Annotated in this window: 21 protein-coding genes; 14 read left to right on the top strand and 7 right to left on the bottom strand. The window is 72.1% G+C overall.

What is annotated here, in order from left to right:
• Positions 1–35 precede the first annotated feature (35 nt).
• The 3 genes from JI751_RS11260 to pgfA all read left to right on the top strand — a co-directional run bounded on the left by JI751_RS11260 (position 36) and on the right by pgfA (position 3,051).
• Positions 36–845 carry a dolichyl-phosphate beta-glucosyltransferase gene (locus JI751_RS11260; RefSeq protein WP_201936277.1) on the top strand — a complete coding sequence of 270 codons (810 nt, stop codon included), beginning with the start codon at positions 36–38 and terminating at the stop codon, positions 843–845.
• Entirely contained in the window at positions 838–2,016 is a 1,179-nt protein-coding gene (locus JI751_RS11255) for a glycosyltransferase family 4 protein (RefSeq protein WP_201936275.1), read from the top strand. Before JI751_RS11260 ends, JI751_RS11255 begins: the two co-directional genes overlap by 8 nt.
• Positions 2,017–2,112: 96 nt before the next feature.
• Positions 2,113–3,051: a cell envelope lipid trafficking protein PgfA gene (gene pgfA, locus JI751_RS11250; RefSeq protein WP_201936274.1), complete on the top strand. Its 939-nt coding sequence runs from the start codon at positions 2,113–2,115 to the stop codon at positions 3,049–3,051.
• Positions 3,052–3,083: 32 nt separating this feature from the next.
• On the opposite strand, the gene JI751_RS11245 is transcribed toward pgfA, so the two are convergent.
• Entirely contained in the window at positions 3,084–3,797 is a 714-nt protein-coding gene (locus JI751_RS11245) for a class I SAM-dependent methyltransferase (RefSeq protein ID WP_201936273.1), read from the bottom strand.
• A 75-nt stretch (positions 3,798–3,872) separates the two neighbouring features.
• Here JI751_RS11245 and JI751_RS11240 point away from each other — a divergent pair, with 75 nt between their 5' ends.
• From JI751_RS11240 to JI751_RS11230, 3 genes are read left to right on the top strand one after another with little or no spacing between them, the layout of a single operon-like run.
• The gene (locus JI751_RS11240; RefSeq protein WP_372440563.1) at positions 3,873–4,844 is read left to right on the top strand and encodes an AAA family ATPase; all 972 of its coding nucleotides are present in this window, start codon (positions 3,873–3,875) and stop codon (positions 4,842–4,844) included.
• Positions 4,844–6,052, top strand: a complete 1,209-nt coding sequence (locus tag JI751_RS11235) for a DUF58 domain-containing protein (protein ID WP_201936272.1) — start codon at positions 4,844–4,846, stop codon at positions 6,050–6,052. Before JI751_RS11240 ends, JI751_RS11235 begins: the two co-directional genes overlap by 1 nt.
• Positions 6,049–8,382, top strand: coding sequence for a transglutaminase TgpA family protein (locus JI751_RS11230; protein ID WP_201936271.1), 2,334 nt, complete (start codon positions 6,049–6,051; stop codon positions 8,380–8,382). Before JI751_RS11235 ends, JI751_RS11230 begins: the two co-directional genes overlap by 4 nt.
• Here JI751_RS11230 and JI751_RS11225 read toward each other — a convergent pair.
• The 3 genes from JI751_RS11225 to JI751_RS11215 all read right to left on the bottom strand — a co-directional run bounded on the left by JI751_RS11225 (position 8,324) and on the right by JI751_RS11215 (position 12,283).
• Positions 8,324–9,331: a hypothetical protein gene (locus JI751_RS11225; protein ID WP_201936270.1), complete on the bottom strand. Its 1,008-nt coding sequence runs from the start codon at positions 9,329–9,331 to the stop codon at positions 8,324–8,326. The two genes, JI751_RS11230 and JI751_RS11225, sit on opposite strands and share 59 nt — an antisense overlap.
• On the bottom strand, positions 9,328–10,152 hold the full coding sequence (locus JI751_RS11220; protein ID WP_201936269.1) for a class I SAM-dependent methyltransferase: 825 nt from the start codon (positions 10,150–10,152) through the stop codon (positions 9,328–9,330). Before JI751_RS11220 ends, JI751_RS11225 begins: the two co-directional genes overlap by 4 nt.
• 91 nt (positions 10,153–10,243) lie before the next feature.
• The gene (locus tag JI751_RS11215; protein WP_201936267.1) at positions 10,244–12,283 is read right to left on the bottom strand and encodes an Ig-like domain-containing protein; all 2,040 of its coding nucleotides are present in this window, start codon (positions 12,281–12,283) and stop codon (positions 10,244–10,246) included.
• A gap of 158 nt (positions 12,284–12,441) precedes the next feature.
• Here JI751_RS11215 and JI751_RS11210 point away from each other — a divergent pair, with 158 nt between their 5' ends.
• The 3 genes from JI751_RS11210 to JI751_RS11200 all read left to right on the top strand — a co-directional run bounded on the left by JI751_RS11210 (position 12,442) and on the right by JI751_RS11200 (position 15,968).
• The gene (locus JI751_RS11210) at positions 12,442–13,350 is read left to right on the top strand and encodes a phosphotransferase family protein (RefSeq protein ID WP_201936265.1); all 909 of its coding nucleotides are present in this window, start codon (positions 12,442–12,444) and stop codon (positions 13,348–13,350) included.
• Positions 13,351–13,545: 195 nt separating this feature from the next.
• The gene (gene rpsA, locus JI751_RS11205) at positions 13,546–15,036 is read left to right on the top strand and encodes a 30S ribosomal protein S1 (RefSeq protein WP_201936264.1); all 1,491 of its coding nucleotides are present in this window, start codon (positions 13,546–13,548) and stop codon (positions 15,034–15,036) included.
• A gap of 89 nt (positions 15,037–15,125) precedes the next feature.
• Complete coding sequence (locus JI751_RS11200) at positions 15,126–15,968, top strand: patatin-like phospholipase family protein (protein ID WP_201936263.1); 843 nt, start codon at positions 15,126–15,128, stop codon at positions 15,966–15,968.
• A gap of 84 nt (positions 15,969–16,052) precedes the next feature.
• On the opposite strand, the gene JI751_RS11195 is transcribed toward JI751_RS11200, so the two are convergent.
• Positions 16,053–16,211: a hypothetical protein gene (locus JI751_RS11195; RefSeq protein ID WP_201936262.1), complete on the bottom strand. Its 159-nt coding sequence runs from the start codon at positions 16,209–16,211 to the stop codon at positions 16,053–16,055.
• Between the two features lie 93 nt (positions 16,212–16,304).
• Here JI751_RS11195 and JI751_RS11190 point away from each other — a divergent pair, with 93 nt between their 5' ends.
• A complete protein-coding gene (locus JI751_RS11190) occupies positions 16,305–17,255 on the top strand; it encodes a GlxA family transcriptional regulator (RefSeq protein WP_201936261.1) in 951 nt (316 codons plus the stop codon).
• Positions 17,256–17,319: 64 nt separating this feature from the next.
• Positions 17,320–18,600, top strand: coding sequence for an aspartate aminotransferase type Ic (locus JI751_RS11185; protein WP_201936260.1), 1,281 nt, complete (start codon positions 17,320–17,322; stop codon positions 18,598–18,600).
• A gap of 4 nt (positions 18,601–18,604) precedes the next feature.
• Here JI751_RS11185 and JI751_RS11180 read toward each other — a convergent pair whose 3' ends face one another.
• On the bottom strand, positions 18,605–20,461 hold the full coding sequence (locus tag JI751_RS11180; RefSeq protein WP_201936259.1) for an ABC transporter ATP-binding protein: 1,857 nt from the start codon (positions 20,459–20,461) through the stop codon (positions 18,605–18,607).
• 85 nt (positions 20,462–20,546) lie between these two features.
• Between JI751_RS11180 and JI751_RS11175 the strand changes: the two genes are divergently transcribed.
• The 3 genes from JI751_RS11175 to JI751_RS11165 are packed head-to-tail and all read left to right on the top strand — an operon-like array spanning position 20,547 to position 22,932.
• Positions 20,547–20,969, top strand: coding sequence for a MarR family winged helix-turn-helix transcriptional regulator (locus JI751_RS11175; RefSeq protein WP_201936258.1), 423 nt, complete (start codon positions 20,547–20,549; stop codon positions 20,967–20,969).
• On the top strand, positions 20,966–21,562 hold the full coding sequence (gene coaE / locus JI751_RS11170; protein WP_307814121.1) for a dephospho-CoA kinase: 597 nt from the start codon (positions 20,966–20,968) through the stop codon (positions 21,560–21,562). Before JI751_RS11175 ends, coaE begins: the two co-directional genes overlap by 4 nt.
• A 41-nt stretch (positions 21,563–21,603) precedes the next feature.
• Entirely contained in the window at positions 21,604–22,932 is a 1,329-nt protein-coding gene (locus tag JI751_RS11165; RefSeq protein WP_201936256.1) for a glycoside hydrolase family 3 protein, read from the top strand.
• Positions 22,933–23,107: 175 nt separating this feature from the next.
• On the opposite strand, the gene JI751_RS11160 is transcribed toward JI751_RS11165, so the two are convergent.
• The gene (locus tag JI751_RS11160; protein WP_201936254.1) at positions 23,108–24,070 is read right to left on the bottom strand and encodes a sigma-70 family RNA polymerase sigma factor; all 963 of its coding nucleotides are present in this window, start codon (positions 24,068–24,070) and stop codon (positions 23,108–23,110) included.
• Positions 24,071–24,237 lie beyond the last annotated feature (167 nt).

The following is a 24,237-nucleotide window of genomic DNA, read 5'->3' as shown; positions in this document are numbered from 1 at the left end:
GGCGCCGCCGGCTCACCGCGGCACCCCCGCACATCGTGATCTCCTCCCTCCAGATCGTCGTCCCCGCCTTCAACGAGGCCGCACGACTGCCGAGCACGATCGAGCTCCTCGCCACCTGGCTGCGCACCGACGCGCCGTCGTGGAGTGGTGTCGAGGTCATCGTGGTCGACAACGCCAGCACCGACGGCACGGCCGACGTCGCCCGCGCGCTCTCGACCCCTGACCTGCCGGTCACGGTCGTGCACTGCGCGCGTCCCGGCAAGGGTGCGGCCGTCCGCGCCGGCATGCTCGCCACGACCGCCGACCTGGTCGGCTTCGTCGACGCCGACGGCGCCACCAGCTTCGAGGCCCTGGCGACCGCCGTCTCCCTCATCGAGGGTGGGGACGCCGACGTCGCGATCGGCTCGCGGGCCGTCACCGGCTCGGTGACGATGATGCGCCACAGCGCCCTGCGCGAGCGCGGTGCCGCGGTCTACCGCTGGTCCACCGCCCGACTGGTCCCGGGCATCCGCGACACGCAGTGCGGCTTCAAGATGTTCCGGGGCCGGCTCGCCCGGGAGATCTGGGCCGACACCCGCATCGACGGCTTCTCCTTCGACGTCGAGGTCCTCGGGCGCGCGCACCTGCACGGCGCCCGGGTCGCGGAGTTCCCGGTGACCTGGGTCGACGTGCCGGGCTCGACCTTCAGCCCGGCGCGCCACGGCGTGGAGTCCTTCCGTGAGCTTGCCCAGATCGGCCTCATCCTCCGTCGGGCGTCGCGCACCGCGACCGTCACGCCGCTGGTCCACGCAGCTCCGCACCCGCTGCACGAGACGCCGATCGCGGACCTGGCGCTGGATGCCTGACGCTCCTGGCCTGTCCGGGGCCAGGGCCGTGGTGATCAACTGGCGCGACCTGGACCACGCGCTCGCGGGTGGGTCCGAGCGCTACGCCTGGGAGTACGCCAAGGCGCTGTCCACGGCCGGCGCCGACGTCGAGTTCCTCACCGCCCGGGACGAGGGCCAGACCGCCAACGACCACCGCGACGGCATCCCGATCCGCCGCGGCGGGGGAGCGCTCACCTTCTACCCGTGGGTCGTCTGGCAGCTGCTACGCCGACGGCGCCGTCTCGACGTCGTGATCGACCCCGAGTGCGGGATCCCCGCGTTCTCGCCCCTGTTCGTGGCGCGCCGGACGGCCGTCGTCCTGCTCGTGCACCACGTGCACATGGAGCAGTTCCGCACCTACTTCTCACCGCCGATGAGCACGCTCGGGCGGTGGCTCGAGGGCTGGCTGATGCCGCGGGTCTACCGGCGCGTGCCGACGTACGCCGTCTCGCGCTCGACGGCGGACGAGATGCGGCGCGAGCTCGGCTGGCGCACCCCGATCGGCATCCTCGAGAACGGCTCGTCGGCCGCGACCCGCGCCTCGAGCGGGCCGGGTGACCCGCGGCGCATCCTCGTGCTCGGCCGCCTCGTCCCGCACAAGCGCGTCGACACCGTGGTCCGGGCGCTCGCTGCGCTGCGTGACGAGGTGCCGGGGCTCCACCTCGACATCGTCGGCCGTGGTCCAGACCGGGAGTCGGTCGTGGCCACCATCGAGGAGCTCGGCGTGAGCGACCTGGTCACCGTCCACGGCTACCTCTCCGACGACGAGATGGACCGTGTCCTCGGGGGCTGCGGGTTGCACGTCTGCGCCTCCGACGTGGAGGGGTGGGGGCAGGTCGTGATCGACGCCGCCGCGCACGGCATCCCCACGGTCGGACGCGACGTTCCGGGCCTGCGTGACTCGGTCGTGGACGGCAGCACGGGCTGGCTGGTCCGTCCGGACGGTGACGACCTGACGGCGGTGCTGGCCGACGAGGTGCGGTCCGCGATCGCCCTGCTCGACGACCCGGCGCAGCAGGCGTCGTACGCCCAGCGGTGCCGCGAGTGGGCGGCCCGCTTCACCTGGGACCGGATGCACGACGAGGCGGTGGCAGCGACCGTCGCGGCCCGCTCCGGTCGTGGGCTACCGCCGAGTTCTACTGGTTCGTAACAAGATGCGCGTGACCGGCTCTCAACAGCTGTTCCCGCTGCTACCCTGTCGCTCGTTCTGCGGTGGGCAGGCACTCAAGAGGGAGAACTAAGACACATGCGACGGATCCTGGGACCCCTTCTGGTGGGCGTGGGCTGCTTTCTGATCGTGGCCGCGCTGATGGTGCGCTTCTACGCCTACCCGAAGCTCGCGGTGGCGCCGGAGAACCAGAACAGCGTCACCAAGCTCCAGGCCGAGGGAGCCACCTTCTTCAACACCGGCACGCTCACCGAGGAGAACACCGACCTGTCGGTCGAGAACCAGACCCTCGGTGACGTCGAGGCCACCGAGGAGGCCGGCGACAACATCCGCGTCTGGTACGGCTCGACCTCGATCCGCGCCTCCGACGGCACGATCATCTCCCGCAGCCAGGAGCGCGCCGCCTTCGACGCCACGTCCGGCGCGGCCGTCAACTGCTGCGACGCCTACACCGAGACCACCGAGGGCGACCGCCAGGCGGCCAACCGCGAGGGCCAGATCTACAAGATGCCGTTCAACACCCAGCAGAAGACCTACCAGTGGTGGGACGGCACGCTCGGCGAGACCGTCGACATGAAGTTCGTCGAGGAGGACGAGATCGACGGCCTCAAGGTCTACAAGTTCGAGTCGAGCGTCCCGCGCACCCAGGTCGGTGAGCGTGAGGTCCCCGGCTCGATCCTGGGCGAGGACGAGGACACCCTCATGGCCGAGACGATGTACACCAACGACAAGACGCTGTGGGTGGAGCCCGAGACCGGCGCGGTCGTCGACCGCAACGAGCACACCGTCACCGCGCTCGCCTACGACGGCGAGGACCGCGTGACGGCCACCGACGCCAACCTCGAGTACACCGACGAGACCGTTGCCGCCAACGTCGACGACCTCGGCGGCAAGGGCAGCCAGCTCGGTCTCGCGCGGACGACCGCACCGATCGTCGCCGGCCTCCTCGGCGTGGTCCTGCTCGGCCTCGGCATCCTGCTGGGACGCCGCAAGGAGCAGGAGACCACCACCGCCTGAGCCGGCCTACGACCTTCGTCGACGACGGGGGATCAGCCTCGAGGTGCCGAGGGCTTGCGAGCCCGGAGCACCAGGCTGATCCCCCGTCGCTGCGTCACGGGCAGGACCGACTCGAGGGCGACGGCGGCGCGCAGGCCCGCGTTGACGAGCGGGTGCACCTCCTCCATCTCGCTCTCGCTCTCGTCCTGGCGCGAGCGACGCATCTTCGCGACCGGACGGAGCAGCACGTTCCACGAGTCGAGGCCGACGACCTCGAGGCCGACCGACTCCACGAGTGCGGTGAGGTCGTCGCGCTCGTAGCGACGGACGTGCCCGAGCGCGACGTCGTGCCCGCTCCACAGGTCCATGCCGGCCGGGACCGCGACCAGCAGTCGGCCGCCGGGGCGCAGCACGCGGGCGGCCTCGGCGGCGACCCGGTCGTCCTCGTCGATGTGCTCCCACATGTCGGTCGACATCACCAGGTCGAAGCTGGCGTCGGGGAACGGCAGGCGTCGCGCGTCGCCGCGAACGATCGACAGGTCGCGCGAACGGGCGAGCGCGGCAGCGGCGGGGGAGTACTCCAGCCCGGTGACCTGCCAGCCCGCGTCGCGGAGCACCGCGGTGTTGCCGGCCGAGCCGCAGCCGACGTCGAGCGCGCGGCCGACAGGAACGCCGCGCACGAGCTTGCGGACGAGGGCGCGCCGGCCGGCGTACCACCAGTGCCGCTGCTCGAGCCGCGCCGACTTCCGGATCTCGTCCTCGTCCACGCGGCCGAGGCTAGAGCATGCCGACTCGTCAGCCGGCACCCGGCGCGGACGTCGCCCTGCACCTAGGATCACCGCATGATCTCGCAGGGGGACCCGGGGAACGGCGACGGTTTCGCCACGCGCTTCGAGCAGATGGTCGGCAACATCGAGCAGGGCGTGCTCGGCAAGACCCACGTCGTGCGGCTCACCCTGACCTGCCTCGTCGCCGGAGGCCACCTGCTGCTCGAGGACTTCCCGGGCACGGGCAAGACGATGCTCGCGCGGGCACTGGCCAACACGATGTCGGGCTCGCACGCGCGGATCCAGTTCACGCCCGACCTGCTGCCCTCGGACGTGACCGGGGTGACGGTCTTCGACCAGCACGCCTCGCGCTTCGACTTCCACCCGGGCGCGGTGTTCCACAACCTCCTGCTCGCCGACGAGATCAACCGCGCGTCGCCCAAGACGCAGTCCGCGCTCCTCGAGGTGATGGAGGAGGGACACGTCACCGTGGACGGCGTGACGCACTCCGTGCCGCAGCCCTTCATGGTCATCGCCACGCAGAACCCCATCGAGCAGGCCGGCACCTACCGGCTCCCCGAGGCCCAGCTCGACCGCTTCCTGATCAAGACGTCCGTCGGCTACCCCGACGCGGAGTCCACCGAGGCACTCCTGCGCAGCAGCCAGGTCCGCGACCGAGCCAGCCTGGTCTCGCCGGTCGTCGACGGCGCCACCGTGACCCGGATGGCCGCGCACGCCGATGCGATCCATGTCGACGACGCGATCATCACCTACGTTCGCCGTCTGGCCGAGGCCTCTCGCGAGCACCCGGACGTACGCGTCGGGCTCTCGCCGCGCGGCGCGCTGGCGCTGGTCCGGGTCGCCAAGGTCTGGGCCGCCGCGGACGGGCGTGGACACGTGGTGCCGCAGGACGTCGCCTCGCTCTGCGAGCCCGTGCTCAACCACCGGCTGATCCTGCGACCCGAGGCGGCCTTCTCCGACGTGCAGGTGGAGTCGGTCATCGCGGACGTCGTCGCGTCGGTGTCGGCCCCCACCGGTCGGAGCTGATGGCACGCCGCCTGCCCCGACCGTCGACTGCGGGCCTCTCCCGACTCGGCGCGTCCGGGCGCGGGGTCACCGAGACCGGATGGGGCCTCGTGACGCTCGGCCTGACCAGCTGGCTGGTCGGGGACCGCTACCACTGGCCCGAGCTGCTGCTCCTCGCCGCGGTGACGGCGATCGTCCTCGCGCTCGGGCAGGTCGTCGTGCTCGTCCCTCGTCCGGTGCACGCGGACCTCCAGCTCCGACCGGCGCGGGTGACGGTCGGCGAGACGGCGACCGCGCAGGTCGACCTGCGCGGCAGCGGCGTGCGGCTGCTGCCGCCGGCGATCGAGGTCCCCCTCGGCGAGGGCCGCGCCCGGCGCTCGGTCGGAGCCGGACGCACGGCCGCGAGCGCCCGCAACGGCACAGTGCGGCTGGAGATCGACCTGCCCACGACGCGGCGCGGGGTCGTCGAGGTCGGACCCGCGACCCACGTGCGCACCGACCCCCTGGGCCTGTTCCGGCGCCGTCGCGAGGTGAGCGGGACGCACGTCCTCCACGTGCGGCCGGTGATCACGCCCCTGCCTTCGCTGGCCTCCGGGATCGTCCACGACCTCGAGGGGGTGGCCAGCAACAAGCTCGCCGCCAGCGACCTCTCCTTCCACGCCCTCCGGGAGTACGTCCCCGGCGACGACCCGCGTCACGTCCACTGGAAGTCGACGGCGCGGGCGGGTTCCCTGCTGGTCCGCCAGTTCCAGCTCACCCGGCGCAGCCACGCGACCGTGCTGCTCGACCCGTCACCGCGCGCCTACGCCGGCGAGGACGAGTTCGAGCTCGCGGTGTCGGTCGCCACCTCAATCGCGCTGCGTGCGCTCGCGGACGACTACGAGATCACCTTCGGCTGCGGCGACGACATCGTCACCACGCGCGAACCGCAGATCATGCTCGACCTGGCATGCCGCGTGCACCAGGGGAGCGGGACCCTCAAGGACACCGGGGTCCGCGTGGCGACCGAGGCCGGCGGCACCAGCCTCGTGGTCGTGGTGAGCGGCGGCCGCTCCGACCCGACCGAGTCCCGCCACGCCGTCGCGCACTTCCCGTCCGGGGCCGACTCGTTCCTCGTCCGTGCCGACCTGGCCGCAGAGCCGCGGGCCGTGCGCAGCGACACCCACACGACCGTTGCCGTCGGCGCTCTCGGCCAGCTCTCGTCCCTGCTCGTCCGGGCGGCGTCGTGAGCCCGGCACCCGGCTCCGAGGTCCCGGGCACGACCACGACCGCGACCACGACCGCGACCACGACCGCGACCACGACCGCGACCAGCACGGCGATGTCGACGAGGCGGCGTACGTCCGTGGTCGACGTGGTCGCACCGGTCGTGATGACGATGCTGGCGCTCAGCGCCCTCGAGGGCAGCTATGCCGATCGGTCCTACCTGGTCGTGGGAGGCCTGGGTGCGATCGTGGCCACCGTCGTCGCCACGATCGCGTGGACCCAGGGCCGCTCGCGCAGCGAGCTCCTGCTGGCGCTGCTCGTGCTCTTCGCGCCGCTGGGCGCGCTCTTCGCCCGGCACGGCGGCGACGTGGTGACGATCCCCGGGATCGAGTCGATGTCGGCGGTGCTGACCGACGGGTTCACCGGTCCCGGACAGCTGCTCAGCACCATCCCGCCCGCCGACTCCGCCGGCGCGCCGCTGACGATGACCTTCATCCTGGGCTACCTCGTGGCCGGGGCCAGCGCGGGCACTGCGCTCTACGGGCGACGCCCGGTGCTTCCGGTGCTCCCGCCCCTGGTCGGGCTCGCCGTCGCCGTGCTCCTCGGCGTGCAGGACCCGACCGGCGTCGCCGTCCGCGCGGTCCTCTTCGTGGTGGTCGCCCTGGTGTGGAGCGCGACCCGCGGCCACCGGCGCACCGGCTCCACGGGCACCCTCCGGCACGTCGCCGTCCGGGGCCTGACCGGACTGCTGGTGGTGGGGACCGCGGCCGGGCTCGCGTCGGGTGTGACCGACACGTCCGCCGAGGGCGACGAGCCGCGCTGGGTGCTGCGGGGTCAGGTGGGCAAGGGCGAGGACGTCACGCGGCTCGACAACCCGCTGGGGGACTTCCGTCGCTACACCCGCCAGCTGCCCGGCACCCCGGGCAACGTCTTCAACGAGGTGCTGTTCGAGGTGGACGGGCTGCCGCGGGGCGTGCCGATGCGCTTCGCGACGCTCGACGTGTACGACGGCACGAGCTGGCACGCGGACAACCGGACGGTCGTCGACCAGGCCGACAGCCTCTTCCTCCGGATCGGGTCCGAGGTCGACGCGCCACTGCCCGGCAGGCCGATCGACCTGTCGGTCACGCTGCGGGCGGGCTACGTCAGCAGCTGGCTGCCCCTGGCCGGTCAGCTCACCAGCATCGACTTCACCTTCGTCGACGGCAGGGCGCAGCGCGAGGACGTGCGCTACAACCCGGCCACGCTGAGCGCGATGGTGCGCGGCGGCCTGACGCGACGCGACGACTACGAGTTCTCCGCCGTGCTGCCCGCGACGACGCTCAAGGTGGGCATGACGCCGTACCGCCGCGCGCGCAGCCAGCCCGAGGGGGCCTTCCTCGACGACGCGCTCGAGCCGTGGCGGCGGGCCTCCCTGTCCCCGATGGAGCGCGTGTTCAGCCTCGCGGAGTACCTCCGCACCAACGGCCGCTACAGCGACGGCGCGCAGCCGTGGGAACGGCGCTTCGAGGCCGGGCACGACGCCGAGCGGTTGGGACCCGACTTCTTCGAGGCGAGCCAGACGGTCGGTGACGGTGAGCAGTTCACCGCGTTCATGGCGCTGGCCGCCAACCGGCTCGGCGTCCCGGCGCGGGTGGTCGTCGGCGCGGTGCCGGGCCCCGACGGTGTCGTCAGCGGCAGCGACGTGACGTCCTGGGTCGAGATCCGCGTCTCCGACGGGTCGTGGCGGATCCTGCCCTCCGACCTCTACCTGAGCACCCGGGCGCCCCGGCGCTCCGAGCCGCCGAAGAAGGACCCGGGGACCTACGTCGCCGAGGCCGAGCAGGAGAAGGCGAGCAAGTCCAAGCCGCCGACGACCCAGCCCCAGCGCGACCCGCTCGAGGAGGTCGTGGAGGAACCGCCGTCCGCGGCTCCGCGCGTCGTCGGCACCGTGCTCCTCGGTGTGCTCCTGGTCGGGTGGATCCCCGGCCTGAAGTGGCTGCGCCGTCGCCGGCGGCGTACGGCGGGGTCCGCGCGCGAGCGTGTCGCAGCCGCGTGGCAGGAGCTGCTCGACCTCGTGGAGGACCTCGGTCAGGTCGTGCCGGACGTGCCTCGCCCGATGCAGGCCGCGGTGCTGGGGCGCGCCGACGCGGCGGCGCGACTGGCGGACGGCGTGTTCGCGGCCGGTCCGCTCGACGACGCCGCGGTGCAGGAGATGTGGGAGCTCGTCGATGCCGAGCGCCGCACACTGGTGGCCGAGCAGGGCTGGCGCGGCCGGCTGCGCGCGTGGTGGAACCCGGCCAGCCTCGACGTGCTCAGGACGGTGCGGAGGTCAGCTCGTCGAGCACTCTCCGGCCCAGCTCCTCAAGTGTGAGGGGCGGGTGCCGGTGGCGACGCGCACGCAGCGTCACCACGGTCGTGCCGCGGAGCCCGACGGCGCCCACTGACACCCCGCTCCCGCCACCGGTGACGGGGTAGAACGCGAGGTCCTCGACACCGTCCGCCTCGACCTCGCCGAGGTGCGAGACGAGCAGTGTCGACCCGAGACGACCGGAGAGCAGCCCCATCGCCGCAGTCGCCATCGCGCCCACGAGACGTGACCCGCCGCCTGATCCCGGCGGCGGCGCCTCCGGCAGCGCCGACCGGATCGCCTCGCGGAGGGCGTCGCCGGAGAGCCGCTCGACGTCCCGCAGCCGCAACAGCGCGCTCCGGTCCCTCACGACGGGTGCGGCACCGCCGTCGCGGGACGCACCGATCGCCACGGCGATCCGGTCGGTGCGCGCACCTCGGTCGTGGTTGTGTGCCCGCACCGCCGCCACCGAGGCCCGCACCAGCTCGGCAACGGGCACGCGCCCCGGGACGGTGAGCCGGACGAAGCTGTCGCCGTCCCCGGCTCCCGGTGGCCCGGGAGCCACCGTCGCGGGAGGGGTGAGCGCGGCCTCGCGCAGTCGACGTACGGCAGCGGCGGTCCCGCCGCCGGACGGAGGGCGATCGCCCACGCCGCGGGCCGACGAGGTCGGCGAGGCAGGCAGCGTGGTGCCGAGGAGGGCGAGCAGCCCGAGCCCGTCGCAGTGCTGGTGCTCGGCAGCGAGGGCGAGGTCGCGCCCCGCGACGACTGCTCGTAGGGCGGTGGGCCCGGGCGCCGTCGCCCGCGCGAGCAGGCTCGCCTCCGGTGAGGGCTCGCTGCCCTCGACCGCGCAGTCGAGGCCGGTGGCGGCCAACCCGGCGCGCACCCGCTCGGGCGTGACGGGCTCCCGCACGCGCGCGGTCAGTGCGATCACCCACGCGACGGTCGGGTCGGCGACCCAGGGCCGCGAGGTCATCCGTCGCCCCGCAGGTGCGCCACGAAGATCGCCGTACCGGGGGTCAGCAGCCCGCGCGCGCGTGACCAGCCGCCCCACACCCGGTCGTGCTGCTCGGGCCACTCCGGCTCGACGAGGTCCGAGAGGACGAACCCGCCGGCGTGGAGCAGCCGTACCCAGTCGCCGAGCGTGCGGTGGTGCTCGACGTAGGCCACCCGCCCGCTCGCGTCGTCGACCTCGACGTAGGGGGTGCGGTCCCAGTAGGACTGGCTGGCCGTGAGTCCGGCCTCGCCGGGGTCGTCGGGGAACATCCACCGGGTCGGGTGGGTGATGGAGAACGCGAACCGGCCGCCGGGGCGCAGCACACGCGCGACCTCGGCCAGGGCCTGTGCGATCTCGCTGACGAACTGGAGCGCCCCGAAGGAGCAGAAGACGACGTCGAAGCTCGCCGGGGCGAAGGGGAGGTCCGTCGCGGTCCCGCGGACCGACGGCACCGCCACGCCGGTCTCCTCGTCGAGGCGCAGGGAGTGCTGGAGCTGGCGGTGGGAGAGGTCGAGACCGATGCCACGACCGCCGTGGACGCGGACCCACCGCGAGCACTGGCCCGCCCCGCTGCCGACCTCGAGCACGTCGCGACCGGTCACGTCGCCCAGGATCCGGAGGTCGTCCTCGCGATGACCCTCGGGACCCCACACGAAGCCGGCGTCACCGAGGAAGGCGCCGTGGGTGGCCTGGTACTCGTCGGCGTAGCGGTCCCAGTCGGGGCCGTTGGCGTCGCGCGACTCACGCTCGGAGACGGCCCGTCGCTCGACCCGCACGGACTGCGGCAGGTGGTCCTCCACGCCGCGAGCCTAGTCGCGTCCGGGACGTGCGAAGACGGCGCACCGGGCAGGAGAACTGCCCGGTGCGCCGCTTCCCTCAGGGGTACGAGGCTCAGCCCCTGATCCGACCGTTCCTTACGCCCGGGTTGCGCGGGCCGGAGCGCCAGTCGGACGGGTTCGCCTTGGCGCGGACCTCCGCGCCGTCCCGTACGCCACCCTTGTCGGTGTCGCACTTGGTGGGATCGGTCTTGGCCTTGTTCCACAACTTGTTGGCCTTGCCGGTGACCTCGGCCTTGTCCTTCAGGCCGTCGCGGTCGGTGTCCTTCTTCGTCGGGTTCGACCGGGTCTTGCCGATCACGAAGGACCCCTTGCGGGTCTTGATCTTCTGCTTGATCTTGTAGCCCTTGACCTCCTTGCCGTCGCGCAGACCGTCCTTGTCGGTGTCGTTGCTCAGCGGGTTGGTCCTCACGGTGATCGACTTCTTGACCTTCTTGCCGCAGATCTCGAACCGCTCGCGGATCTTGACGCCCTTGACCTCCTGGCCGTCGGTGAGGCCGTCGTTGTCGGTGTCGGCGTCGAGCGGGTCGGTGCCGTGGGTGTTGACCTCGGCGCCGTCGGTGAGGCCGTCGCCGTCGCTGTCGGGGTTGAGCGGGTCGGTGCCGTGGGTGTTGACCTCGGCGCCGTCCGTCAGCCCGTCGTCGTCACTGTCGGGGTCGTTCGGGTTGGTGCCGATCGGACCTTCCTGACCAGTGGGCAGGCCGTCGCCGTCAGGGTCGTTCGGGTCCGGGACGACGGTGAAGGTGGTCGTGTCGGCCGAGCTCGTCCGTCCGTCCAGGGTCTGCGTCGCGCTCACCGTGTGCGGGCCGGCCGCCAGCGGCGCACCGGGGTCGCAGCTCCACGTGCCGTTGGCCAGCACCGTGGCGGTGCAGACCGTGGCGCCACCCTCGGTGACGGTGACCTGGGCGCCGGGCAGGCCGGTGCCGGAGATCGTCGGCGTGGTGTCGTTCACCGTCGCGCCGTTGGCGGGCGAGGTGATGTCAGGAGCATTGATCGCGCCCGGCGTGGGACCGCCGCCACCGTCACCGCACTCGATGCCACCGGCAGGTGCGCCGGCGCTGGCCGACAGCGGGACGATGTCCACGTCGGCGATCGTGACCGACGGGACCGGGAGCGGACCGACCGCACCGGTCGTCGCCAGCTTCAGGTGCAGCAGCGCGGCCTGGCCAGAAGCGCTTGTGCCGTCCGCGGCAACCGTCTTGGTCAGGGCGCCGAGCGAGAGCTCGACGGTCAGCAGCGGGTTCTCCGGGAGGGCGAAGGTGGCGACCTCGTTGGCCGCGTCCAGCGTCTGCGCCGGCTGGCCCTGCGGCGTGATCGTCACCACGGGCTGGGTGTACGCGACGTCCGCGCCGCCGGTGACACCGCTCGCGGTCGCGGTCAGGGTCGGGTCCTGGCTGACGCCGACGGTCACCTGGTCGAAGAGGTTGAGGGCGGCGAGGTTGCTCGACGCGGTCGAGACCACCCGGCGGGCGTCGTTCGCGCCGCCGGTCGCCGCCAGCGAGACGTCCTGCTGGGTCTTCACGGTGCCAGGGGCGTTGAGCAGCCGGCCGACACCCGGGACGTCGAGCACCGAGGCGTCGACGGTCGTGGTCGACGACGAGCTCAACGGCGTGCCGGCGGGCAGGCAGCTGCCGTCGGTGAACTGCGCGTGCGCGACCGACGTGGAGATGCCGGCGTTGAGCAGTGGGTTGGGCGGGATGGCGCCGCTCTGCACCGTCGTCGCCGACGGATTCGTCGGCGGCGCTGTCTGCTGTGCCGACGACAGGATGTCCGGCAGCTGCTCGCCGCCGAGCTCGGCACCGAGGTTCGAGGCCCGCGCCGTCACGCGGGGCGCACCGGCCTGGAGCGAGCCGGTCGCGGACGCGACGTCGACCGCGGCCGCGTTGATGCTCCCGATCGGCGCAGGCAGGGTCGCCCCCAGGACGTCGACCCCCAGGAATCCCGCGGACGTCGAGGCGGTGGCGCTCGTCGGCACGGGTGCCGCCGACGCCGTCTGCGCGGTCGCCAGGAACGTCCCCGGCAGCGCGAGGGCGACAGCTACTGCTGCCCCCCTGGTGAACCGGTTGCTCAACCGGTGGTGAGTCGTGGAACCCATCTTCGTACCCCCATGGTGTTGAGTGCGCCGCTGACCCTTTGTGCATCAACGAGGCAACTACGAGTGATCTGTAGGGATTAACGAAAGACCCACGATTAGGTAACACAGGTTTTACTTTCGGTCCGGCGTGCGGCGGTGCACATGTCACGATTCACCCCATGTCCGACCTCGCTGCCTCGCTGACGCCGCTTGCGGGAGGGCACTCCGGGCGGACCTTCCTCAGTGACGTGGCCGGCGAGCGATCGGTCGTGCGGGTCTATCCGCCCGGGGATGCTCGCGGGCCCGACGCTCCGCAGGTCGACGAGGCCGTCCTCCGCCTCGTGCGCGGGCTGGTCCCCGTCCCGGACGTGCTGGAGGTGCGGCGCGGGGAGAGCGGTTTGCCGGGGTTCCTGGTCACTGCGTGGATGCCGGGGGAGCCGGGCGACCGCCTGGTCGTCGGTCTCGACGATGGCGGGCTCGCCCGGTTGGGTCACGCGATGGGGTCCGTCGCGGCCACGCTCGCAGGGATGCCGATGGTGCGCCCGGGGCCCTACGTCGACTCCGACCTCCGCATCGGCGCCTTCCCCGAGGGCGGTCTGGCCGAGTGGGTCGAGCAGCGCCTCGGTGCCTGGACACCCGACGAGCGCGCGTCCCTCCGCCCGGTGGCCGAGGCCGCGCACGACGAGCTGGACGGCGTCGGGCGGGCGTGCCTCGTGCACAGCGACCTCAACCCGAAGAACGTGCTGGTCGACCCCGGCACGATCGAGGTGACCGCGGTCCTCGACTGGGAGTTCGCCCACGCCGGCCACCCCTGGACCGACGTGGGCAACCTGGTCCGGTTCGAGCGGCAGCCGGCCTACGTCGACGCGGTGCTGCGCGCGTGGACCGGGCGGCACGGCGGGACCCCGGCCGCACTGCTCGACGGCGCCCGCGCCGCGGACCTCTGGGCGCTGGTCGACCTCGCCTCACGCGCCGGGACGAACCCCGTCGCGGACCGTGCGGACGTGCTGCTCCGGGCCATCGCAGAGGCGGGCGACGTGCACGCGTGGCCGGCATCGTGGGAGGGCGTCGGCCCGAGCGTGCGCTGAGCGTGGGCTGAGCGTGCCCGCCGGTTGGACGGCGGGCGCCGCACGCGCGTAGTCTTGGCTGCTGCGCCAGTCGCCTGCCCGGCTTCCATACCGAGCGAAGCGAGGCTCGCCTGCCACCGTCATCGACGGAGGTGCGTGAAACAGACGGTTGCGCGCGTCCGTACGACTCCATCCATCCAAGGAATCTCCTTCCATATGACCAGCACCCTCTCCACTCTTCCGGACTACGACGCGCCCCAGGTGGCCGTCAACGACATCGGGTCCGAAGAAGACTTCCTCGCGGCGATCGACGCGACCATCAAGTACTTCAACGACGGCGACATCGTCGACGGGACCATCGTCAAGGTGGACCGTGACGAGGTCCTCCTCGACATCGGCTACAAGACCGAGGGCGTCATTCCCTCGCGCGAGCTGTCCATCAAGCACGACGTCGACCCCAACGAGGTCGTTTCCGTGGGCGACAAGGTCGAGGCCCTCGTCCTCCAGAAGGAGGACAAGGAAGGCCGTCTGATCCTGTCCAAGAAGCGCGCCCAGTACGAGCGCGCCTGGGGCACCATCGAGCAGGTCAAGGAGGAGGACGGCGTCGTCGAGGGCACCGTCATCGAGGTCGTCAAGGGCGGCCTCATCCTCGACATCGGCCTGCGCGGCTTCCTGCCGGCCTCGCTCGTGGAGATGCGTCGCGTCCGCGACCTGCAGCCCTACGTCGGCCAGACGCTCGAGGCGAAGATCATCGAGCTCGACAAGAACCGCAACAACGTGGTCCTGTCGCGCCGTGCCTGGCTCGAGCAGACCCAGTCCGAGGTTCGCCACGGCTTCCTGACCCAGCTCCAGAAGGGCCAGATCCGCAAGGGTGTCGTCTCGTCGATCGTCAACTTCGGTGCGTTCGTGGACCTCGGCGGCGTCGACGGTCTCGTCCACGTCTCCGAGCTGTCGTGGAAGCACATCGACCACCCGTCCGAGGTCGTCGCCGTGGGCGACGAGGTCACCGTCGAGGTCCTCGACGTCGACATGGACCGCGAGCGTGTCTCCCTGTCGCTGAAGGCGACGCAGGAGGACCCGTGGCAGCACTTCGCCCGCACCCACCAGATCGGACAGATCGTCCCGGGCAAGGTCACCAAGCTGGTGCCCTTCGGTTCGTTCGTCCGCGTCGAGGAGGGCATCGAGGGCCTGGTGCACATCTCCGAGCTCGCCGAGCGTCACGTCGAGATCCCCGAGCAGGTCGTCCAGGTCAACGACGACGTCATGGTCAAGATCATCGACATCGACCTCGAGCGTCGCCGGATCTCGCTGTCGCTCAAGCAGGCCAACGAGACCGCTGCCGCCTCCGACGTGGAGGAGTTCGACCCCACGCTCTACGGCATGACCGCGACCTACGACGAGCAGGGCAACTACGTCTACCCCGAGGGCTTCGACCCCGAGACGGGCGAGTGGCTCGAGGGCTTCGACGACCAGCGCGCGGTCTGGGAGGACCAGTACGCCAAGGCGCACGCCCGCTGGGAGGCGCACGTCAAGCAGCAGGAGGAGGCCAAGCAGGCCGAGGTCGAGGCCGGCGAGGCCACGTCCTACTCCTCGGGTGGCGACACCGCGACCGAGGGCGGCGAGACCGGTGGCGACACCGGCGGCTCGCTCGCCTCGGACGAGGCGCTCCAGGCGCTCCGCGAGAAGCTCACGGGCGGCCAGGCCTGATCGCCTGACGCTCACGCAGCACTGCACGACACGTTGGCCCGCCGGGATCACCCGGCGGGCCTTCGTCGTGCGTCGGGTAGAACTGCCGCATGACTGATCGCGGAACCTCGGCCCTGGTCCTCGGTGGGGGCGGCATCACCGGCATCGCCTGGGAGCTCGGCATCCTGTACGGACTGGCGGAGGCAGGCGTCGACCTGACCGGGGCCGACACGGTCGTCGGCACGTCCGCGGGATCGGTGGTCGGCGCGCAGCTGGGCAGTGGGCTCTCGCTCGACGACCTCTACGCCTCACAGCTCGAACCCCCGGACGCCGAGCTGGGCGGGCGGCTCTCGCGCATCGCCGCCCTCAAGCTGGTCCCGCCCTACCTGCTGCCGGGCACCGGTCGCGACAAGCTCGCGAGGGTCGGCCGGGTCGCACGCGCGGCCCACGAGCCCGGGAGCATCGACCGCGAGGGTGTGATCCGCTCGCGGCTCCCGGTCCACGACTGGCCGGACCGCGACCTGCGGATCACCGCGGTCGACACCGAGAGCGGTGAGTTCACCGTGTTCACCCGCGACTCGGGCGTCGACCTGGTCTCGGCGGTGGCGGCCAGCTGCGCCGTGCCGACGGTGTGGCCGCCCGTGGAGATCGCCGGCCACACCTACATGGACGGCGGGATGCGCTCGACGGCCAACATCGACGTGGCGGCGGGTGTGGACCGGCTCGTGGTGCTGGCGCCCCTGCCGCGGTCGGTCAGCAAGAGGACGTCCATCCAGGCGCAGGTGCAGAAGGTCGCTCCGCGGACCTGGTCGGTGATCACGCCCGATCCCGAGTCGCTCGCCGCCTTCGGCCGCAACCTGCTGGACCCGGCGAAGCGGAAGGTCGCGGCCGAGGCCGGCCTGCGCCAGTCCCGCGACCTGGTCGAGCAGGTGCGCGGAGTCTGGTCCGCCTAGGCCGACCGCAGACGCACGAACGCCCGCCGGGACGACCCGGCGGGCGTTCGTCGTACGCGCTGCGTGGTGCGCTCACGCCTCGGCTCACGTCCGCGGGACGAGGTGGCGGCGCTCCTCGACGAGGCCGAGCTCGTCGAACGGGTGGCTGGTGGAGGAGGGGCCGGCGAAGCGGTCGTGGCGGGCGTAGCTGACGAGCAGCGAGGCCAGGGCGAGAACGGCGATGAAGGCGATGAAAGTGGTCATGGCAGTAATTCTGCTCCCGTGTAGTTCCTGCCACCAGTGGCAGGAATGCCAGTCTTGGTTGATTTACTGCCACCGCTGCGGCAGGCTGTCGCCATGAAGAAGGTGGCGGTCGTCGTCCAGGAGCAGCCCGAGCCGTTCGGGCTCGGCGCGTTGTGCGAGGTGTGGGCCGAGCCCTACCACCCCGAGGACGACAACCCGGTGTTCGACTTCAAGGTCGTCTCGCCGACACCCGGTCGGATGCGCACACGCGCGGGCTTCGACCTCGTGGTCGAGCACGGTCTCGACGAGGCCGCGGACGCCGACCTGGTCTGCCTCACGCCGAAGAGCAACCACCTGCAGTCGGCGCCCGAGGTCTCCGAGCTGCTGCGTGCCACCCACGAGCGCGGTGCGATGCTCTTCGCCCACTGCTCGGCGACGTTCATGCTGGCCGAGGCCGGTCTCCTCGACGGGCGCCGCTGCACGACCCACTGGCGCTACGCCGCTGAGCTCGCGGAGCGCTATCCGAAGGTGATCGTCGACAAGGACGTGCTCTACGTCCAGGAGGGGACGATCATCACCGGGGCCGGTTCTGCCGCCGCCCTCGACTCGGCCCTGCACGTGATGCGCCAGCAGTTCGGCGCGAAGGTGGCCGCGACGACCGCCCGCCGGATGGTGGTGCCGCCGCACCGCGACGGTGGTCAGGCGCAGTACGTCGCTCGCCCGGTGCCGGTCTGCGAGTCCGAGGCCCTCGCACCGTTGCTCGCCTGGATCTCCGCCAACCTCGGTGACGACCTCGACGTCGAGACCCTCGCCCGCCAGATGCACATGTCGGCCCGCACCTTCGCCCGCCGCTTCAAGGAGGAGACCGGGACCACGCCCTACAGCTGGATCCTGGGGGAGCGGGTGCGTGCCGCGGAGGAGCTGCTCGAGCAGACCGACCAGTCGATCGACTGGGTCGCCGGCGAGGTGGGCTTCGGCAACGCCGCGACGCTCCGCCACCACTTCGGTCGCTCGCGCGGCGTCAGCCCGCAGGAGTACCGGCGTACGTTCCGGATGCCCGCCTGAGCCCGCTCCTGCCTGCGCCGGACGCGTGCGGAGGAGCGACGTCGACCTCGGTAGCCTTGCCCGTGTGAACGCGACTGCGCTGGCCGACCTGTCCGCCGACGACCTCGCCACCCTGCTCGAGGAGCAGCGGGCGGCCTACGAGGAGCTCAAGGGTCGCGGGCTGAAGCTGGACCTCACGCGCGGCAAGCCCTCGTCCCAGCAGCTCGACCTGGCCGACGAGCTCCTGCGGCTGCCCACGACGACGAAGGACGCGGCAGGTGTCGACGTACGCAACTACGGGGGGCTCGAGGGCCTGCGCGAGCTGCGGGAGATGTTCGCCGAGCTGCTGTGGGTCGAGCCCGAGCAGGTGGTGGCCGGCGGCAGCTCGAGCCTGACGATGATGCGCGACTGCCTCTTCTACCTGACGCTCTTCGGCGGCGTGGACTCCGAGCGGCCGTGGGGCCAGGAGGAGAAGGTCCGCTTCGTGTGCCCGGTGCCGGGCTACGACCGCCACTTCACGCTGCTCGAGAGCCTCGGCATCGAGATGGTGACCGTCGCGATGAACGACGACGGCCCTGACGTCGACGCCGTCGCCGCACTGGTCGCCGACGACCCGAGCATCAAGGGCATCTGGATCGTGCCGACCTACGCCAACCCGTCGGGCGCGATCTGCAGCCAGGACGTCGCCGCCCGGCTCGCCGCGATGCCGACCGCCGCGCCGGACTTCAAGATCTTCTGGGACAACGCCTACGCGCTGCACCACCTCACCGAGGAGGAGGCCAAGAGCGCCGACATCCTCACCCTCGCCTCGGCGGCGGGGCACCCGCACCGGCCGATCATGTTCGCCTCGACGTCGAAGATCACCTACGCCGGCGCGGGCGTCGCCTTCCTGGCCGCCTCGACCGACAACGTGGCGTGGTATCTCGGGCACCTCGGCAACGGCTCGATCGGGCCCGACAAGGTCAACCACCTGCGCCACGTCGAGTTCTTCGGCTCCCCGCAGGGCGTGCGCGACCACATGGCCAAGCACCGCGAGATCATCGCGCCCAAGTTCGCCGAGGTCGACCGGGTGCTCACCGAGCGGCTCGGCGACCGCGGTGTCGCGACCTGGAACACCCCGACCGGGGGCTACTTCGTCAACCTCGACGTGGTGCCCGGCACGGCGTCGCGCGTGGTGGCCCTGGCCAAGGAGGCCGGCATCGCGCTGACGCCCGCCGGGTCGTCGTACCCCTACAAGCAGGACCCCGACGACACCAACATCCGGCTCGCGCCGACCATGCCCCCGCTCGCCGAGGTCACCGCGGCGATGGAGGGCGTGGCGACCTGCGTGCTGCTGGCCGCAGCCGAGAAGGCATCGGCTTCCTGACCGCTCAGGCCGCGACCGGCTCGGCGCCGAGGCCGCCGCGCACCAGGTCGGCGTAGCGACCGCCGAGGAGCAGCAGCTCCTCGTGGGTGCCGCTCTCGACCACGCGGCCGCGGTGCAGCACGGCGATCCGGTCGGCGTTGCGGACCGTCGAGAGCCGGTGCGCGATCGTGATGGTCGTGCGGGTGCGGGTCACGTCGTCGAGCGTGGCGAGGATCGACCGCTCGGTCTCGTTGTCGAGGGCGCTGGTCGCCTCGTCGAGCACCAGCACGGCCGGGTCGCGCAGGAGCGTACGGGCGATGGCGAGGCGCTGCTGCTCGCCGCCGGAGAAGCGGTGGCCGCGGGAGCCGACGACCGTGTCGTAGCCCTCCGGCAACGACGCGATCAGGTCGTGGATGCGTGCCTCGCGGGCCGCCTGCTCGATCTGCTCGTCGGTCGCGTCGGGGCGGGCGTGGCGCAGGTTGTCACGCACGCTCGCGTGCATCAGGTACGTCTCCTGGGTGACCACGCCGACGAGCTCGGCCAGGTCGGTGAGCGCGAGGTCGCGGACGTCGACACCGTCGATGGTGACCCGGCCGGAGGTCACGTCGTGGAGCCGCGGCACCAGCGAGGCCAGGGTCGACTTGCCGCTGCCGGTCTCGCCGACCAGCGCGAGCGTGCTTCCGGCGGGGACGTGCAGGTCGATGCCGGAGAGCACGGGTCGCCCGGCGTCGTACGCGAAGCCGACGGCCTCGAAGCGCACCTCGCCCGCGGAGTCGGCGCGGGCCAGCCGGGACGGCGTGCCGGGCTCGTCGATCTCGACGGGGAGGTCGGAGTACTCGAAGATCCGGCTGAAGAGCGCCATCGACGCGGTGAGGTCGACGCCGACGTTGAGCAGGCCCATCAGCGGCCGGAAGAGGTTGCCCTGGAGGGCGATGTAGGCCACCAGGGTGCCGATGGTCATCCCGCCGGACGTCGCGGGGAAGCCGGCGGCGAGGTAGATCGCGGCGGGGACGGCGGCGAAGACGACGTTCATCGTCGCCATCCGCCAACGGCCGGCCAGGCGCGAGCGGATCTCGAGGCCGACGAGGTCGGCCGAGGTCTTCTCGAACCGGGCGGTGAGCCGCGGCGAGGCGCCGAGGGTCTTGGTGAGGAGCACGCCGCTCACCGAGAGTCCCTCCTCGATCTGGACGTGCAGGTCGGCGAGGCGGCGTTGGCGCTCGCCCGTGACCCGGTGGCGCATCCGGGCGACCTGCCGGGTGAGCAGCACGGCCGGCGGGAGCACGACGAGGGAGAGCAGCGCGAGGCGCCAGCTCAGGGCGACCATCGCGACGGCGGTGCCGACGACGACGGTGAGGTTGGCGGCGATCGACGTCGCGGTCTGGGTGACGACGCCCTGCATGCTGCCGATGTCGTTGACCAGGCGCGACTGCACCTCCCCGCCGCGGGTGCGGGTGAAGAAGCCGAGCGACTGGCGCTGGAGGTGGGCGAAGAGGTCGCTGCGCAGCCGGTGCATGACCTTCTGCCCGACGGCGGTCGAGAGCCACGTCTGGACGACGCCGATGACGGCGGTCGCGACGGCGACGCCGAGCATCGCGTCGACGAGGACCAGCAGGAGGCGTACGTCCTGGCGCGGGAGCGCCTCGTCGATGACGTGGCGCACGAGGAAGGGCTGGGCCAGGCCGACGGCCGAGCTCAGCACGATGAGGGCGACGACGACGGCCAGCGTGGCGCGGTGCGGCGCGAAGAGCCGGGCGATGCGGCGCAGGGAGACGGGAGAGTCCGCCAGCTGGCGGAGGTCGGCGGGATCGGGGCGCCCGACGCGGGAGCCGCGCCGGCCCCGCTCTCCGCGACCTGGGGTGGGCGAGTCAGGGTGGTCAGCCATGCGACCAGCTCCTCTCTGGTGTGGAATCAGAAGTGAGGTAACCTCACTATGAGGGGGCAACGCGGCACCGAGCAGAGGTATTCCCATGGACCACGAGCACTCCACCGGCGACCTCGTGATGGCACTGGCTCGTCGCGTGCGCCGTGAGCACTTGGAGGCCCTCGCCGCCTGGGACGTCACACCGTCGCAGGCCCGGGCGCTGCGGGTGCTGTCGTCGAGCCAGGACGGGATGCGACCGTCGACGCTCGCCGACGAGCTGCGGATCGCGCCGCGCTCGGCGACCGATGTCGTCGACGGTCTCGCCGGGCGCGGCTGGGTCGCGCGAGCCCCCGACCCGACCGACCGACGGGCGACCGTGCTGAGCCTCACCACCGCCGGCCGGGAGCTGGTCGAGCGCATCGAGGGCGTACGACGACAGGCGTCGGAGCGGGTCCTGGACGTGCTCACGGATGCACAGCGTCGTACGCTCCACGAGATCCTGACCGTCGTCGTGGGGGAGCGCCAGTGACCGTCCGTGTGGGCCTGACCGGGGGCGTCGCCTCCGGCAAGAGCACCGTGTCCGCGATCCTCGCCGAGCTGGGTGCGGTCGTGATCGACGCCGACCTGATCGCGCGCGAGGTGGTCGCGCGGGGGACCCCTGGGCTCGACGCGGTGGTCGCCGAGTTCGGTCCGGAGGTCCTCACGCCCGACGGTGACCTCGACCGGCCGGCGATGGGGGCGCTGGTCTTCGGCGACCCCGACGCCCGCAAGCGGCTCGAGGCGATCATCCACCCGCTCGTCCACGCCCGCAGCGCCGAGCTCGAGGCATCGGCCGGCGACAGTGCCGTCGTCGTCCACGACATCCCGCTGCTCGCCGAGGTGGGACGTGCCGGCTCCTTCGACGAGGTGATCGTGGTGGATGCCCCCACCGACGTGCAGGTCTCGCGGATGGTCGAGGACCGCGGCTGGACCCGTGAGGACGCCGAGTCCCGGATCGCCGCCCAGGCGACGCGTCAGGTCCGGCTCGCGATCGCCACCCACGTGATCCACAACACCGGGACGCTCTCCGACCTGCGCGCCCGCGTGGAGGAGATCCATGCCGGCCTCGCGGCACGCGCCTGACGTTTCTTCCCCGCCGGGGTGCGGCCGGTAACGTCCCGGCCGTGCCCCCGCTCCGACCCCGCCTGGCCGTGATCGCGGCCGGCGTCCTGCTGGTCAGCGGGTGTGCCGGCCTCGGGACGGACCCCTCCGGTGATGCCTCGCCGGCCAGGTCGTCCGCGAGCCCCTCGGAGTCCCCGGAGTCCTCGGCGCCCGCCGAGTCGCCCACGGCCACCGAGACACCCGAGGACCCGGACACCCCGACCTCCTGGGGCCCGACGGTCGGCGAGCTCGAGCAGGCGCAGGAGATCGTCAGCGGCTGGACGCCCGAGCAGCTCGCCGGTGGAGTGATCGTCGGACGCTTCCACGGCTACGACCCCGCCGAGCCCGCGGCGATGGTCCGCGACCTGCACCTCGCGGGCGTCTCGGTGACGTCCGACAACGTCACCGACCGCGACCAGGTGCTCGCCATGACCTCGGCGCTGGCCGACGCCGGCGCCGCCGACGGCCGCGACTACCCGCCGGTGATCGGTGTCGACCAGGAGGGCGGCTACGTCTCCCACCTGCGGGGGATCGCGACCGACTTCCCGCACTTCCAGTCAGCGGGGCTCGCGATCCAGGCCGACCCGCGGCTCGGGCGACGGGTCACCCGCGAGGCCGCCCTGACGACCGGTCTCGAGCTCCGCAGCCTCGGCTTCACCTGGGTCTTCGCGCCGGTCGCCGACGTCACGATCGGTCTCGCCGACCCGACGATCGGCGCACGCTCGCCGTCCGAGGACCCGGAGGTCGCCGCGCAGGCGATCGGTGCGGCGATCAAGGGGTACGACGACGCCGGCATCGTGTCGACCGTCAAGCACTTCCCCGGCCACGGCACCGCCACCAGCGACAGCCACGACACGCTGCCGGTCGTCGACTCGACGCTCGCCGAGATCGAGGCGCACGACCTCCCGCCCTTCGAGTCCGCGATCGCCCATGCCGCGCCCGCGGTGATGCTGAGCCACCTCGACCTGACGTCGATCGCGCCCGGCGTGCCCGCGAGCATGGCGCCCGAGGTCTACGACCTGCTGCGCGACGACCTCGGCTTCGATGGCGTGACGATCACCGACTCGCTCGGCATGGGCGCGGTCGGTGGCCGCCCCACTCCCGCGCTCCAGGCCCTGGAGGCCGGGGCCGACCTGCTGCTGATGCCGGTCGACACCGCCGTGACCCACCAGATCGTGGTCGACGCGATCAACTCCGGCGAGGTGTCCCGCGAGCGGGTGGAGGAGGCCGCCGCCCGCGTGGTCGCCGTACAGATGTGGCAGGCGCGGCTGGCAGCACAACGGCCCGTGCCCCCCGACGTGGTCGAGAAGGCACGGGCCGCGAGCGCGGACCTGGAGTCCGCGGCGTACTGACCGCGCATGCTCCTGCCCGGCGCGTCGGACGACCAGAAGTCAGGGGGACACGTCAGTCGTAGGCTCGCGATGTCCTCGCCGACACAGTTGTGGTCGTCCGACGCGCCGGGTCCGGAGACGACGAGACCGCCGGACAACAGTCCGGCGGTCTCGCGGTGACACGTGGTGCGGGCGCTCAGGCTGCGAGGTCGGGGTCTCCGGCGCGACGCAGCTTCTGGAGGGCCTCCCGCTCGAGCTGGCGCACGCGCTCGGCGGAGATGCCGTGGCGGGCGCCGATGTCGGCGAGCTTGTGCTGACGACCGTCGGCCAGGCCGTAGCGGGCCCGGACGATGTCGGCCGACCGCGGGTCGAGGATCCCGACCAGGTCCTCGAGCCGCTGCTTGGCCTCGGCGTCGAGGAAGTTGAGGTCGGGCCCGGGTGCGGTCTCCTGGGCCATCAGGTCACCCAGCGAGGTGTCGCCGTCCTCGTCCACCGGGGTGTCGAGCGAGACGTGCTCGCGGCCCCAGCTCATGAGGTCGAGGACCCGGTCGAGGTCCATGCCGAGCTCGGTGGCGATCTCCTGCGGCTCCGGGTCGCGGCCGAGCTGGCGCTCGAGCGTGCGACGGGCGCTGCCCACCTGGTTGAGCTCCTCGACGACGTGCACCGGGAGGCGTACGACGCGGGCCTGCTGCGCGATGCCGCGCGTGATGGCCTGTCGCACCCACCAGGTCGCGTAGGTCGAGAACTTGTAGCCCTTGGTGTAGTCGAACTTCTCGACCGCACGGATCAGGCCGGTGTTGCCCTCCTGGATCAGGTCGAGCATCGGCATCTGGGAGCGCCCGTACTTGCGGGCGATGGACACCACGAGCCGGAGGTTGGCCTCGATGAAGCGGTCGACGGCGAGCCGTCCCTGCTCCGCGAGCCACTCGAGCTCCTCCTCGTTGGCGGTCATCGGGGCGCCGCCCTTGCGGCGTCCGACCCGGCCGGTGTCGAGGAGGTGCTGGGCGAGCAGGCCCGCCTCGATGGTCTTGGACAGCTCGACCTCGGTCTCGGCGTCGAGCAGGGGGGTGCGGGCGATCTCGTCGAGGTAGAGCCCGACGCTGTCGCGGCCCTCGATCTCACGGGTGGTGCTGGTGCGCTTGGCCTGTGCAGTGCTCATCTTCGTCCTCCTGCTTCTCGTGCGATCACCCCGTGTCGCACATCTGGTCCAACACCCGTGTCCGTTGCGGGATTCCCTGACGGATTGCTCCTGGAGCCTGCCGGCGGATTTCGGTGCCTTCACCTGCCTTGACGAGCCAGTACCCCGTGGAGTTGCACCTGGGACGA

It is taken from the genome of Nocardioides baculatus, assembly GCF_016735675.1.
In the GTDB taxonomy this organism is placed as follows: domain Bacteria; phylum Actinomycetota; class Actinomycetes; order Propionibacteriales; family Nocardioidaceae; genus Nocardioides; species Nocardioides baculatus.
The sequence above is the reverse complement of the archived record's forward strand: the minus strand, read 5'-3'. Positions and strand labels throughout refer to the sequence as shown.